Genomic DNA, 13,996 nt, shown 5'->3' with positions numbered 1-13,996 from the left:
TACCAAAAACAGCAAAGTTACCAAAACCAAATTTATTTTGGAGTAGTGATTGTCAACAAATAAACTGAAAATAGTATCTTGCGTATCAATGAGTGGTTTGGATATAGAAATACACGAAACAGCATTTGTTACATCCACCTTTAGATCTTTAAATGAAGACTTGAGTAAGGATGTGTACGCGAAGCTTTGGAATAATTCTCGAACCGATATTTTAGTAAAAAAGTATCTTGATCAAGTATGTTTAGAAGAAGTGTCTGCCCATTGTTTGAGAAATCGATTCTTTCTTGAAGAGATTGAAAGATGCAAACCAGAGGTGCTTATCAATTTTGGATCGGGCTTTAGTATGTATCCTTTTTTATTAGATGAAAGTATAATCAATATTGAAATAGATAAGAAAGAAATTGTTGATTATAAAAAAGGAAAAATTAATGAGTTTGAACGTCAAGAAAAATTACCAAAAAGAACAATCCATTTTATAGGAGTTGATTTTAGCGAGGATTATGTAGAGGATTTACTTAAAAGAATTAAAACGATTAAAAAAAATAAAACCTCATTTGTTTTAATAGAAGGAGTATTGTTTTTTTTGTCAAGAAAAGACACTGATAAGCTTTTTGATTTCTTTTCAGTTTTGCAGGGAAAAGGAGATTATATAGGAAGTGCTTCATTTCAAAAAGAGTTAAAAAAGTCAGAAGGATTTAAAAAATTACTCGACTTTTGTAATGAAGAAATGGTGAAAACTGAAGCATCAGATTGGCAGACAATTGAAGCAGCTTTTTACAGTGAAAGTAAAAGTTATGAATTGATAAATCATCAAGATTATTTTAGTCTTTCCCAAAAATATAATAATGAAGTGAAGTTAGAAAAAGATGTAATTTTAAATGAGAATTTTTATATCTTGAAAAAAATAGTATAATGAAATTTATCCATTCCGTACGACATTTTTTTGAACGACATGGTTTTAATGTGTCTTCTAGATTTGCAGACCGTTTAGGGATGCGAGCAACCAATGTACGTTTGTTTTTTATATACATATCATTTGTTACTGTGGGTTTGTCTTTTGGTTTGTATTTAACCATGGCATTTTTACTGCGTTTAAAAGATATGATTTATACCAAAAGAACTTCTGTTTTTGATTTATGATAAATACCGTGTTTCAATCAAAATTATATAAAGCGATTACTTACTCTGTGCTAATTGTTTCAGCAGGTGTGTTGGGGTATGTAATGTTATTTGGATATTCTTTTATCGATGCTTTATATATGACAATCATAACCATTAGCACGATTGGTTTTGGAGAAGTGCACCCGTTTGGTACAGGAGAAAAATTATTTACAATCGGATTGATAATATCTAGTTTGTTTATTTTTGGTTATGCAGTTTCTTCATTTTCAGAATATTTAATCAGTGGACAGTTTTTCCATCAACTAAAAGTAAAAAAAGTGCAAAAAAAAATAGAAAAATTACAAGGACACACCATTGTGTGTGGTTATGGAAGAAATGGTAAACAAGCTATTTCAAAATTAAAAAATTATAAAAAGCAAGTTGTAGTGGTTGAAAAATTTGATGGAATAGCCAGACAACTAGACGAAAAAGGCGTATTAACTATTCAAGGAGATGCAACGCTCGACGAAACCTTGTTAAGAGCAGGTATTATGAATGCTAAAAACTTAATAACTGCTTTGCCTTCTGATGCAGATAATTTGTTTGTGGTATTAACGGCAAAACAATTAAATAAAGACTGTAAAGTAATTAGCAGGGCATCAAAAGAAACCTCGTATAATAAACTAAAAATAGCAGGAGCCGATAATGTAATTATGCCTGATAAGTTAGGAGGTTCTCATATGGCGTCGTTAGTGGTAACTCCTGATGTTATTGAGTTTGTTGATAGGTTAACTATTGAGGGAGAAACCACTGCAAATTTAGAAGAGGTGGCAATTAATGATTTGCCTGAAAAATATATTGACAAGACAATTTTAGATTTAGATTTACGAAAAATAACAGGATGTACAGTGATTGGATATCGTACTCCAGATAAAGACTATATCATTAATCCAGAAGCATCTGTAAAATTAGAAGCAGGAGGGAATTTAATCGTTTTAGGTCGACCAGAACAAATAGAAACGCTTAGAAGAGTTTTTTAATGAAGAGAGTTATTATTACTGGGAGTAATGGCTTGTTAGGTCAAACTTTAGTAAACCTTTTGCTAGAAGAAAAAGAGAGATATCAGGTAATAGGTTTTTCAAGAGGTGAAAATAGAAGTGGAAGAAGTGATTTTGATTATGTTTCAATCGATATAACTAATGAAGCTTTGTTTTATGATACACTTTCAGCGTACAAGCCAGATGTTATTGTTAATACAGCAGCAATGACAAATGTTGATGCTTGTGAAACCAATAAGGGAGCTTGTGATAAGTTAAATGTAGAAGCAGTAAGGTGTTTGAAAAACTATTCTGAAGAACATAAAACTCATTTAATCCATATTTCAACCGATTTTATATTTGATGGTAAAGCTGGTCCGTATAAAGAGACTGACACACCTAACCCGTTAAGTTATTATGGGGTTTCAAAATTGAAATCAGAAGAAATTTTAGTAAAGTCTACAGTATCTTATACTATCTTACGTACCATATTAGTCTACGGAAAAGTATATGATATGTCTCGTAGTAATATAGTGTTGTGGGTAAAGCAAATGTTGGAAGAAGGAAAAGAAATTACTATAGTAAACGATCAGTTTCGCATGCCAACCTATGCAGAAGATTTGGCACTAGCCTGTAAAATATCAATAGACAAAAAAGCATTAGGGGTTTTTAATATATCATCAAATACATTATTGAGTATTTACGATATAGCCCAGCAAATAGCAGAGGCTTTTAAGTTAGACAAAAGCTTAATAAAACCAATTTCTACAGTTACACTTAATCAAGCAGCCAAACGACCGGCTATAACAGGTTTTGATTTGTCTAAAACAAGGAAGTATCTGAGGATAAACCCAAAATCATTTCAAGAAGATTTACAGAAATTTAAAGAAAAACTAACGTAAAAACTATATTTAACAACGAAAACTTGTTGTAAGTACATTTTTTTATGATATTGCGGGCTACTAATTCAAAAATCTAATACATATTATGAACAAAAAACTACTTGCATTGCTGTTATTAATGACACCGATGTTAACATTTGCACAGGAAAAAGGGATTGATCAAATGATTGATGAAGCGTTTAAACCCTTTTCTGATTTTTTTAGTAGTGTGATTTTCTTTCAAGTATTTGGAACCCCTTTTGTATTGATTTTGTTAGTGGCTAGTGCCGCTTTTTTTACGTTCTATTTTGGATTTCCTAATATCCGTCACTTTTTTACTGCGATAAATGTTGTTAGAGGAAAGTATGAAGATATCGAAAAGCACGGAGCACAATTATTATATGGAGAAGATGGTATAGCTCAAGGAGTAGATATGAATGAGGTTGATGATATTGAAGAGCATATAGAAAATGTAGAAAGTTTGCACAGTGATTTAGAAATTGATGGAGATATTAAAGATACCATTCGCGATGAAAGTCATGAAGGAGAAGTGTCTCACTTCCAAGCACTAGCAACAGCAGTTTCTGGTACAGTTGGAAATGGTAATATTGCAGGAGTTGCATTGGCAATTGCTTTAGGAGGTCCAGGGGCAACTTTCTGGATGATCATTTGTGGTTTGCTAGGAATGTCTACAAAATTTGTTGAATGTACGTTAGGTGTTCATTACCGTGATGTAGGAGAAGATGGAACAGTATATGGTGGACCTATGTATTATTTATCTAAAGGATTAAAAGAAAAAGGTTTTGCTACTTTAGGTAAAATTGCCGCAGGAGCATTCGCAGTATTCTGTATCGGAGGATCTTTTGGTGGTGGTAATGCAGCACAATCTAACCAAGCAACAATTGTAATTAAAGAATTGTTAGGGTTAGAAAGTACAGCAGCCGGAGCTATCATAGGTGTGGTATTAGCAGTTTTAGTTGGAATTATAATTATTGGAGGAATTAAAAGAATTGCTTCAGTAACAGAAAAAGTAGTTCCTTTTATGGCATTATTATACTTGTTAGCATGTATGTATATATTAGGTGTGAATTTCTCTTTAATAGACGATGCGATCTCTTTAATTATAACAGAAGCTTTCAATCCAACAGCAATTGGTGTTGGTGGTGTTATAGGTGTTTTATTAGTAGGGTTTAAAAGAGCCGCTTTTTCGAACGAAGCAGGAGCAGGTTCAGCATCGATTGCACACTCGGCAGTAAAAACGAAATATTCAGCATCTGAAGGTTTGGTGGCATTATTAGAGCCGTTTATCGATACAGTATTAATATGTACAATGACAGCTTTAGTTATTATTATTTTTAACTTCGGAGGAGCTTTTGAATATGGAGGAGATGGTACAGGATCGGTATTTATTGATGGAGTGGCTTATGAAGGAGCAGGGATTACTTCAAGGGCATTCGCTGCATACATTCCTTTTTCAAATGTATTTTTAACAGTGGCAGTAGTATTATTTGCGGTTTCTACAATGATTTCTTGGTCGTACTACGGATTACAATCTTGGAAATTTTTATTTGGTAGAGGAAAAAAAGCAGATTTAACATATAAAATTTTATTCTTAACCTTCGTGGTAATTGGAGCAGCAGCAAGTATGAAATCTATTTGGGATTTCTCAGATGCGATGATTTTTGCAATGGTATTCCCTAACATGGTAGGTTTATACTTATTGATGCCAGTGGTTAAAAAGCAACTAAAAAGATATTTAGATGCTATTAACCTTAAAAAAGAAGCAGTAGAAGAATAAGAAACAAACAAATGAACATATTTAAGCCCCATTTCTGGTATAATAAACGCCAAAGAAATGGGGTTTTCTTTTTGTTGCTTGTCATAGTTGCTTTACAATTTATATATGTATGCCTAGATTTTTCTTCAAAAAAAGTAGAAGATATAAATAAAGAAGAGTTGGCAGCTTTTCAAAATACTATTGATAGTTTGAAAAGAATTGAAGTGGATAAAAGAAAGTCAAGGTTGTATCCGTTCAATCCAAATTATATTACAGATTTTAAAGGATATCAATTAGGTATGTCAGTAGAGGAAATAGACAGGTTACATAATTATAGAAAGCAAAATAAATGGATTAATTCAGCTAAAGAATTCAAACAAGTAACAAAAATATCTGATAGTCTATTGAACAGAATAGTTCCTTATGTTAAATTTCCAGATTGGGTTGTGAAAAAAGAAAGCCAAAAGAAGAAAAGTAAAATAGAGTCTGGCTTAATAGAAAAACATACATATAATAAAGAGTATAAAATTTTTACCAATGACATTAATAAAGCGACCCAACGTGATTTTGAAACTATTAATGGAATTGGGGAAGTGCTATCCTCTAGAATTATTAAGTATAGAGATAAGTTGCAAGGATATTCACTAACAGAGCAATTGTATGAAGTGTGGGGATTAGATGAAGCAACAATAAATAGAATTGAGCAAACTTTTGCTGTAATAGAAAAACCCATTATAAAAAAAGTAAACATTAATACAGCTAGGTTCAAAGAAGTATTGGAGAATCCATATATAAATTATGAGTTGTGTAAAAAGATTTTTGAATACCGAGATGAAGTCGCAGAATTACAAGATATATCAGAATTAAGAAATATTAAAGATTTTCCGTTAAATAAATACAGTAGAATAATCTTATATTTGGAAGCAAAATAAACAAGCAACAAAATTTAATAAACAAACCACTATGAATAGTATGTACTTTACCGAAGAGCATGAAGCCTTTCGCCAGAGTTTTAAAGATTTTTTACAAAAAGAGGTAGTGCCTCATATAGATAAATGGGAGAAAGAAGGTACGGTAGAGCGTTTTATCTGGAAGAAATTTGGTGAAATGGGATACTTTGGTTTAAACCAGCCAGAAGAATATGGAGGATTAGGGTTAGATCTTTTTTATACTGTAATTTTTTTAGAAGAATTGCAAAAAATAAATTCAGGAGGTTTTGCAGCGAACATGTGGGCACATGCATATTTAGCGATGACCCATGTTAATAAAGAAGGAGACGATCGAATTAAAAGAGAATACTTAACACCAAGTATTGAAGGAGATAAGATAGGGTGTTTATGTATCACAGAACCTTTTGGAGGAAGCGATGTGGCGGGAATGCGTACTACCGCAATAAAAAAAGGAGACACTTATGTAGTTAACGGATCAAAAACCTTTATTACAAACGGAGTGTATTCTGATTATCTAGTAGTGGCAGCCAAAACAAACCCAGAAGATAAACATAAAGGAATGAGTATTTTTATTATTGATAGAGATACTCCAGGAATATCGTCAACTAAGTTAGATAAATTGGGTTGGAGAGCTTCAGATACTGCTGAGATAGCATTTGATAATGTGGTAATACCTGCTGAAAACTTAATGGGGGAAGAAGGAAAAGGATTTCCCTATATCATGCAGCACTTTGCTTTGGAAAGATTAGTAATGGGAATCAATGCTCATGCACGTGCGGCATACGCTGTTGACTATGTAGTACACTACATGAGCGAGCGTGAAGCTTTTGGTAAAACATTAGATAAATTTCAAGCTTTACGTCATAAAGTAGCAGAAATGGCAAGTAGAGTAGATATGTGTAGAGAATACAATTATTCTATAGCAAAACGGTTAAATGATGGTATTTATGTGGTAAAAGAGGCAAGCATGAGTAAGCTGTTGTCTACTAAAATGGCAGATGAGGTTATATACGACGCTCTACAATTGTTAGGAGGGTATGGTTATATGGAAGAATACCCAATGGCACGTTTATTACGAGATAGCCGATTAGGTCCGATTGGCGGGGGTACTTCTGAAATCTTAAAAGAGATTATCGCAAAAATGATAATCGACAAAAAAGAGTACAGGCCAGCTACCTAGTTTTTTTCATTTTTGCGAAAACGTGTTTTCGTATCGCAAAAATGATAATCGACAAAAAAGAGTACAGGCCAGCTACCTAGTTTTTTTCATTTTTGCGAAAATGTGTTTTCGTATCGCAAAAATGATAATCGACAAAAAAGAGTACAGGCCAGCTACCTAGTTTTTTTTATTTTTGCGAAAACGTGTTTTCGTATCGCAAAAATGATAATCGATAAAAAAGAGTATAGGCCAGCTACCTAGTTTTTTTCATTTTTGCGAAAACGTGTTTTCGTATCACAAAAATGATAATCGATAAAAAAGAATACAGGCCAGCTACCTAATGTTTTTTTGAAAATAATTATTAATAAGGAATACTTGTAATCTGTTTACAGGTTCTCGATGAAAATAGATAAATAAAAATCCTGCTTTTGCAGGATTTTTATTTATCTCATTTTATACTAAAAAGAAATAAAATAGGGTGTTTTTAAATAATACTTTGTATATTTGCCGTCCAAAAAAGAAATATTATAGTATAATTAATTGATATACTGATTGTTGTCAATTTTAAAGATATAGAAACTACGATGAAAGGAGGTGCAAAAATATGTTAATCATTCCAGTTAAAGAAGGAGAGAATATCGATAGAGCGTTAAAACGTTACAAACGTAAATTTGATCGTACAAAGACGATGAAGCAATTACGTAACAGAAAGCAGTTTACAAAGCCATCTGTAGCAAAACGTGCTCAAATGATTAAAGCATCTTACGTTCAGAGATTAAGAACTCAAGAAGAAGTAGGATAGTAGTTTATCTACTAAAGTATAAAAACCTGTATTGAAATCAATACAGGTTTTTTTTGTACCTTCATTTTATAAATAATAAGCCCCATGTTAATAGAAGCTTTTTTAGAATATTTAGAGTTTGAAAAAAAGTATTCAAAAAATACAATTCAAGCTTATAAAACAGATTTGGTAGCGTTTAAAGATTTTTGTGAGGTAGCGTTTGATCAAGAAGATTTGGAACATATTCATTACAATCAAATTAGAACATGGCTTGTGAGTTTAGTGAATGCTAATGTGTCGAATAGAAGTGTAAATAGAAAAGTAAGCTCTTTGAAAACCTTTTATAAGTTTTTGCAAAAAATTGGAGAAGTAACAGTAAGTCCACTTTCAAACCACAAGGCGTTAAAAGTTCAAAAAAAAATACAAACACCTTTTGATCAAACGGAAGTAGAAGAAGTTTTACAACTAATAAAAGAAGGTTCGGATTTTGAATCGGTAAGAGACCGATTGGTTGTAGAAATGTTGTACTCAACAGGAATGAGGAGGAATGAGTTAATAAATGTTAAAGAAGAAGATATAAACCATTCAAGTAAAACAATAAAAGTATTAGGAAAAAGAAATAAGGAAAGGTATGTAACAATCTTACCGTCAGTATATAAAACTTTACAAGAATATTTAAGGCAAAAAAGAGAGATTGAAGAGGTGGATTTAGAGGTGCTTTTAGTAACTAAAAAGGGCGTTAAAATTTATGAAACCCTTGTTTACCGAATAATAAATTTGTACTTTAGTAGAGTGTCTACAAAAGCAAAAAAGAGCCCTCATATATTAAGGCATGCTTTTGCAACACATTTACTTAATAACGGTGCGTCGTTAAATTCGGTTAAAGAATTACTAGGGCATTCAAGTTTAGCCTCTACCCAAGTGTACACGCACAGTAGCTTGGAGCAAATAAAAAAAGTGTATAATAAGGCTCATCCTAGAGAGTCAACTTAAAAGATCGAAGAATTATGAAGGTATTCACGCAATCAGTAAATTTCTCAGCAGACCAAAAACTAATAGACTTCATTGAGAAAAAAGTAGGAGGATTAGAAAAGTTTCATGATAAGATCGTTGATGCAGAAGTGTTTTTGAAAGTGCAAAAAACGAGTGAAAAGGAAAATAAAATAACGGAAGTAAAAATTAATATACCGGGGAATGAATTAATTGTGAAAAAACAGAACAAAACCTTTGAAGAGGGGGTGAGTGTCTGCGTTGAATCATTAAAAAGACAGTTACAAAAATCAAAAGAAAAATCAAAGGATGCGTTAGTGTCATAAAAACGATAAAAAATAATCAAAAAAGTTTTAAAAATTAAAAATTACTTTTTACATTTGCAGTCCGTTAGAAATAGCGGATTGTTTTTTTATAGCAAACGCCGATGTAGCTCAGCTGGCTAGAGCAGCTGATTTGTAATCAGCAGGTCGTGGGTTCGAGTCCCTCCATCGGCTCTAAAAGAACAAAAGTTCATTAAAATTTTGATTTAAGATTTTTGGGGAGATTCCAGAGCGGCCAAATGGGACGGACTGTAACTCCGTTGTCTTACGACTTCGCAGGTTCGAATCCTGCTCTCCCCACATTTTAAATTTAAGATTGTAGATTAAAGATTTTAGGGTAGGCAATGATGTGAGTCAGAAGTCAGTTTCTATAAATCGTTAATCAAATCGCGGGAGTAGCTCAGTTGGTAGAGCGTCAGCCTTCCAAGCTGAATGTCGCCGGTTCGAACCCGGTCTCCCGCTCTAAATTCGTTGCCGACATAGCTCAGTTGGTAGAGCGCATCCTTGGTAGGGATGAGGTCACGGGTTCAAATCCCGTTGTTGGCTCTATTTTAGAGTTTATTTGACAAGAGTTTAAAAATAACACTAAATATATTTAACTAAGAATTAAAATTAATAATCATGGCAAAAGGAACTTATGATCGTTCGAAACCGCACTTAAACGTAGGTACTATTGGTCACGTAGATCACGGTAAAACTACTTTAACTGCTGCAATTACTAAAGTATTAGCAGATGCTGGATATTCTGAGCAGAGAGCTTTTGATCAAATCGATAACGCTCCAGAAGAAAAAGAAAGAGGTATTACAATTAACTCTTCTCACGTAGAGTATGCAACAGCTAACCGTCACTACGCACACGTTGACTGTCCAGGTCACGCCGATTACGTAAAGAACATGGTAACTGGTGCTGCACAGATGGATGGTGCTATCTTAGTAGTAGCTGCTACTGATGGTCCAATGCCACAAACTCGTGAGCACATCTTATTAGGTCGTCAGGTAGGTATTCCACGTATCGTTGTTTTCTTAAACAAAGTTGATATGGTTGATGACGAGGAGTTATTAGAATTAGTAGAAATGGAAGTGAGAGATTTATTATCTTTCTATGAGTATGATGGAGATAATGGTCCTGTTGTATCTGGTTCTGCTTTAGGTGCATTAAACGGAGAGCAAAAGTGGGTTGATACAGTTTTAGAATTAATGGAAGCTGTTGATACTTGGATCGAAGAGCCACCAAGAGATACTGAAAAAGATTTCTTAATGCCAATCGAAGATGTATTCTCTATTACTGGTCGTGGTACAGTAGCAACTGGACGTATCGAAACTGGTATCATTAACACTGGAGATCCTGTTGAGATTATTGGTATGGGAGATGAGAAATTAACATCTACTGTAACTGGTATCGAAATGTTCCGTCAAATCTTAGATAGAGGTGAGGCTGGAGATAATGCAGGTATCTTATTAAGAGGTATTGAAAAAACTCAAATTAAGAGAGGAATGGTAATCTGTAAGCCAGGTTCTATCACTCCACACGCTAAGTTTAAAGCTGAGGTGTATATCTTAAAGAAAGAAGAAGGTGGACGTCACACTCCATTCCACAACAACTACCGTCCACAGTTCTACGTACGTACAACTGACGTAACAGGTAACATTAACTTACCAGAAGGAGTTGAAATGGTAATGCCAGGTGATAACTTAACTATTACTGTTGACTTAATCCAACCTATCGCATTAAACACAGGTTTACAGTTCGCTATCCGTGAAGGAGGTAGAACAGTAGGAGCTGGTCAGGTAACTGAAATCTTAGACTAATTATAGTTTAATAATAAAGTATAAGGAGTCTCTTTTTTAAGAGAGACTCCTTTAAAATACGGGTTTAGCTCAGTTGGTAGAGCACTGGTCTCCAAAACCAGGTGTCGGGAGTTCGAGTCTCTCAACCCGTGCAAAAACTAAAACGAGTTGTGGTGAAAACTGCAACTCGTTAAAAGGATAAAATATGAGTAACTTTATACAATACATTAAAGATTCTTTTGAAGAATTAAATACCAATATGACTTGGATTTCTCGTGAAGAAGCTCAAAAGTCTACTGTAGTGGTTGCAGCATTTACAATTGTGTTTGCTTTAGCTGTAGCAGGGATAGATAAGGTTTTTCAAACAGGGTTAGATAACTTCTTTAAAATGTTTTAATGATGGCTGATTCGGTGATGAAGTGGTATGTGGTGAGAGCTATTGGAGGTCAAGAAAATAAGGTCAAAACTTATATCGAGACTGAGATTGCTCGTCATGGGTTGTCTGATTTTGTGAACCAAGTAATTGTTCCTACAGAAAAAGTTATTCAAGTAAGAAACGGAAAGAAAATTAACAGAGAAAGAGTATACTTTCCTGGTTATGTAATGGTTGAAGCTAATTTAGCGGGTGAGGTTCCTCACGTAATTAAATCAGTAACAGGTGTTATTGGTTTCTTAGGGGAAACAAAAGGAGGTGATCCGGTACCTATGCGTAAATCAGAAGTAAACAGAATGTTAGGGAAAGTTGATGAACTTTCTGTTAAAGATGAAAATATCGCAATACCTTATACTGTTGGAGAAACGGTAAAAGTTATTGACGGACCTTTCAATGGATTCGATGGAACGGTTGAAAAGGTAAATGAAGAAAAGCGTAAGTTAGAAGTAATGGTTAAGATTTTCGGAAGAAAAACTCCATTAGAGCTAAATTATATGCAAGTAGAGAAAATATAATTGTTACACCTATATTTTGATGAGTTTAAGCTTCCAATTTAAACACATCGTTAAATCTTAAACAATGGCAAAAGAAGTAAGTAAATTAGTTAAACTACAAGTTAGGGGAGGTGCAGCGAATCCGTCGCCACCAGTTGGACCCGCTTTAGGTGCTGCCGGTGTTAACATCATGGAGTTCTGTAAGCAGTTTAATGCTCGTACACAGGACAAACAAGGTAAAGTATTACCTGTTGTGATTACAGTTTATACAGACAAATCATTTGAATTTGTTGTAAAAACTCCACCAGCTGCGGTACAATTATTAGAAGCGGCCAAAATTAAGAAAGGTTCAGGAGAACCTAATAGGAAAAAAGTAGCAAGCGTTTCTTGGGATCAAATTCGTGGAATTGCAGAAGACAAAATGGTAGATATGAATGCCTTTGAAGTAGAGTCTGCAATGAGAATGATCGCTGGAACAGCTCGTTCTATGGGATTAACAGTAACAGGTGATGCACCTGCTTAAACTTTAAAAGATATTTAGAAATGGCAATTACTAGAAAGCAAAAAGAAGCTCGTGCTAAAGTAGATAGCTCTAAAGTTTACAGCTTACAAGATGCATCAGCATTAGTAAAAGAAATTACATACGTAAAATTTGATGCGTCTGTTGATTTAGCAGTACGTTTAGGTGTAGACCCTCGTAAAGCTAATCAAATGGTTCGTGGTGTTGTAACTTTACCTCACGGAACTGGTAAAGACGTGAAAGTTTTAGCATTAGTTACTCCAGATAAAGAAGCAGAAGCTAAAGAAGCAGGAGCTGATTATGTTGGATTAGATGAATACCTTCAGAAAATTAAAGGAGGATGGACTGATGTAGATGTTATAATTACTATGCCAAGTGTAATGGGTAAATTAGGTCCATTAGGACGTGTATTAGGACCTCGTGGTTTAATGCCTAACCCTAAAACTGGTACAGTAACTATGGATGTTGCAAAAGCAGTACAAGAAGTAAAAGCTGGTAAAATCGACTTTAAAGTAGATAAAACTGGTATTGTACACGCTGCAATCGGAAAAGCATCTTTTGATGCTGCAAAGATTGAGGAAAATGCAAACGAGTTAATTCAAACATTAATTAAATTAAAGCCAACAGCGGCTAAAGGAACTTATATTAAGAGTATTTTCATATCTTCTACTATGAGCCCTAGTGTAGCTGTAGATGTTAAAACAGTATCGTAAGGCAGTTAAAACTTTTTAATTATGACTAGAGAGGAAAAATCACAAGTAATACAAGATTTAACAGCACAATTAGCAGATACTAGCACGATCTATTTAGCAGATATTTCTGGTTTAGATGCAGCTACTACATCTAACTTACGTAGAGCATGTTTTAAAGCGAACGTACAATTGGCTGTTGTTAAAAACACATTGCTTTCAAAAGCAATGGAAGCTTCTGATAAAGATTTCGGAGAGTTACCAGAGGTATTAAAAGGAAACACTTCAATGTTAATTGCTGAGGCATCTAATGCACCAGCAAAAGTTATCAAAGAGTTCAGAAAAAAATCAAAAGATCGTCCTTTATTAAAAGGAGCGTATGTAGAAGAGGCAGTTTATATTGGAGATGACCAATTAGATGCTCTTGTAAACATTAAATCTAGAGAAGAACTTATTGGAGATATTATTACCTTATTACAATCTCCTGCTAAGAATGTTGTTTCAGCATTACAATCAGGTGGTGGTAAGTTATCAGGTATCTTAAAGACATTATCAGAAAAATAATTTCGCGCACTAATAAACTAAATAAATAAAATTTTTAAAAAACAATTAAAATGGCAGATTTAAAAGATTTCGCAGAACAATTAGTTAACTTAACAGTAAAAGAAGTTAATGAATTAGCTGATATTTTAAAAGAAGAGTATGGTATTGAGCCAGCAGCAGCAGCAGTAGCAGTAGCAGGACCAGCAGCAGGTGGTGGAGATGCAGCAGAAGAAAAAACTGAGTTTGATGTAATCTTAAAAGCAGCAGGAGGTTCTAAATTAGCAGTTGTAAAATTAGTTAAAGAATTAACTGGATTAGGATTAAAAGAAGCTAAAGGTATTGTAGATAGCGCACCAGCACCAATTAAAGAAGGTGTATCTAAAGATGAGGCAGAAGGTCTTAAAAAGTCTTTAGAAGAAGCAGGAGCTGAGGTAGAGCTTAAGTAAGCTATACTCCCGAATTATAAAAAAAACGGGAAAAAACAATAAAGGTTTAGGTACTAAAAACTTATGTTTTTAGACCTAAACCAT

Annotated in this window: 17 protein-coding genes and 5 tRNA genes; all 22 read left to right on the top strand. The window is 33.8% G+C overall.

The window, feature by feature from the left end; all coding sequences use genetic code 11:
• Positions 1-88 precede the first annotated feature (88 nt).
• The 22 genes from V1T75_RS11315 to rplL all read left to right on the top strand — a co-directional run bounded on the left by V1T75_RS11315 (position 89) and on the right by rplL (position 13,912).
• Entirely contained in the window at positions 89-913 is an 825-nt protein-coding gene (locus V1T75_RS11315; RefSeq protein WP_443082049.1) for a class I SAM-dependent methyltransferase, read from the top strand.
• Complete coding sequence (locus V1T75_RS11310) at positions 913-1,140, top strand: PspC family transcriptional regulator (RefSeq protein ID WP_099214064.1); 228 nt, start codon at positions 913-915, stop codon at positions 1,138-1,140. Before V1T75_RS11315 ends, V1T75_RS11310 begins: the two co-directional genes overlap by 1 nt.
• The gene (locus tag V1T75_RS11305; protein ID WP_330488637.1) at positions 1,137-2,141 is read left to right on the top strand and encodes a potassium channel family protein; all 1,005 of its coding nucleotides are present in this window, start codon (positions 1,137-1,139) and stop codon (positions 2,139-2,141) included. The genes V1T75_RS11310 and V1T75_RS11305 overlap by 4 nt, the downstream gene beginning before the upstream one ends.
• Complete coding sequence (locus V1T75_RS11300) at positions 2,141-3,040, top strand: SDR family oxidoreductase (RefSeq protein WP_330488636.1); 900 nt, start codon at positions 2,141-2,143, stop codon at positions 3,038-3,040. The genes V1T75_RS11305 and V1T75_RS11300 overlap by 1 nt, the downstream gene beginning before the upstream one ends.
• 85 nt (positions 3,041-3,125) lie before the next feature.
• On the top strand, positions 3,126-4,817 hold the full coding sequence (locus tag V1T75_RS11295) for an alanine/glycine:cation symporter family protein (RefSeq protein ID WP_330488635.1): 1,692 nt from the start codon (positions 3,126-3,128) through the stop codon (positions 4,815-4,817).
• Positions 4,818-4,828: 11 nt separating this feature from the next.
• Complete coding sequence (locus V1T75_RS11290; RefSeq protein WP_330488634.1) at positions 4,829-5,728, top strand: helix-hairpin-helix domain-containing protein; 900 nt, start codon at positions 4,829-4,831, stop codon at positions 5,726-5,728.
• Positions 5,729-5,759: 31 nt separating this feature from the next.
• Positions 5,760-6,926 (top strand): acyl-CoA dehydrogenase family protein, encoded by a 1,167-nt coding sequence (locus V1T75_RS11285; RefSeq protein WP_330488633.1) that lies wholly within the window; start codon positions 5,760-5,762, stop codon positions 6,924-6,926.
• A gap of 583 nt (positions 6,927-7,509) precedes the next feature.
• A complete protein-coding gene (rpsU, locus tag V1T75_RS11280; protein WP_028892869.1) occupies positions 7,510-7,707 on the top strand; it encodes a 30S ribosomal protein S21 in 198 nt (65 codons plus the stop codon).
• An 84-nt stretch (positions 7,708-7,791) separates the two neighbouring features.
• Positions 7,792-8,679 (top strand): tyrosine-type recombinase/integrase, encoded by an 888-nt coding sequence (locus V1T75_RS11275; RefSeq protein ID WP_330488632.1) that lies wholly within the window; start codon positions 7,792-7,794, stop codon positions 8,677-8,679.
• Between the two features lie 14 nt (positions 8,680-8,693).
• On the top strand, positions 8,694-9,002 hold the full coding sequence (gene hpf / locus V1T75_RS11270; RefSeq protein WP_330488631.1) for a ribosome hibernation-promoting factor, HPF/YfiA family: 309 nt from the start codon (positions 8,694-8,696) through the stop codon (positions 9,000-9,002).
• A gap of 97 nt (positions 9,003-9,099) precedes the next feature.
• Positions 9,100-9,173: transfer RNA gene (locus V1T75_RS11265), tRNA-Thr, on the top strand.
• Between the two features lie 43 nt (positions 9,174-9,216).
• Positions 9,217-9,299, top strand: a tRNA-Tyr gene (locus tag V1T75_RS11260).
• 89 nt (positions 9,300-9,388) lie between these two features.
• A tRNA-Gly gene (locus V1T75_RS11255) sits at positions 9,389-9,461 on the top strand.
• 11 nt (positions 9,462-9,472) lie between these two features.
• Positions 9,473-9,545: transfer RNA gene (locus V1T75_RS11250), tRNA-Thr, on the top strand.
• Positions 9,546-9,620: 75 nt separating this feature from the next.
• Positions 9,621-10,808: an elongation factor Tu gene (tuf, locus tag V1T75_RS11245; RefSeq protein ID WP_330488630.1), complete on the top strand. Its 1,188-nt coding sequence runs from the start codon at positions 9,621-9,623 to the stop codon at positions 10,806-10,808.
• A 58-nt stretch (positions 10,809-10,866) separates the two neighbouring features.
• A tRNA-Trp gene (locus tag V1T75_RS11240) sits at positions 10,867-10,939 on the top strand.
• Positions 10,940-10,992: 53 nt separating this feature from the next.
• A complete protein-coding gene (gene secE, locus V1T75_RS11235) occupies positions 10,993-11,184 on the top strand; it encodes a preprotein translocase subunit SecE (protein ID WP_073184511.1) in 192 nt (63 codons plus the stop codon).
• A gap of 2 nt (positions 11,185-11,186) precedes the next feature.
• Positions 11,187-11,735 carry a transcription termination/antitermination protein NusG gene (gene nusG, locus V1T75_RS11230; protein ID WP_099214163.1) on the top strand — a complete coding sequence of 183 codons (549 nt, stop codon included), beginning with the start codon at positions 11,187-11,189 and terminating at the stop codon, positions 11,733-11,735.
• Between the two features lie 64 nt (positions 11,736-11,799).
• A complete protein-coding gene (gene rplK, locus V1T75_RS11225) occupies positions 11,800-12,237 on the top strand; it encodes a 50S ribosomal protein L11 (RefSeq protein ID WP_047790105.1) in 438 nt (145 codons plus the stop codon).
• A 20-nt stretch (positions 12,238-12,257) separates the two neighbouring features.
• Positions 12,258-12,947, top strand: a complete 690-nt coding sequence (gene rplA / locus V1T75_RS11220) for a 50S ribosomal protein L1 (RefSeq protein ID WP_330488629.1) — start codon at positions 12,258-12,260, stop codon at positions 12,945-12,947.
• A 21-nt stretch (positions 12,948-12,968) separates the two neighbouring features.
• Positions 12,969-13,487 (top strand): 50S ribosomal protein L10, encoded by a 519-nt coding sequence (gene rplJ, locus V1T75_RS11215; protein ID WP_330488628.1) that lies wholly within the window; start codon positions 12,969-12,971, stop codon positions 13,485-13,487.
• Positions 13,488-13,537: 50 nt separating this feature from the next.
• Positions 13,538-13,912, top strand: a complete 375-nt coding sequence (rplL, locus tag V1T75_RS11210; RefSeq protein WP_047790108.1) for a 50S ribosomal protein L7/L12 — start codon at positions 13,538-13,540, stop codon at positions 13,910-13,912.
• Positions 13,913-13,996: the final 84 nt, after the last annotated feature.

It is taken from the genome of Tenacibaculum sp. FZY0031 (genome assembly GCF_036350695.1).
Taxonomy (GTDB): Bacteria; Bacteroidota; Bacteroidia; order Flavobacteriales; family Flavobacteriaceae; genus Polaribacter.
Note: the sequence above shows the minus strand (reverse complement) of the source record. Positions and strands in the feature narration are given on the sequence as shown.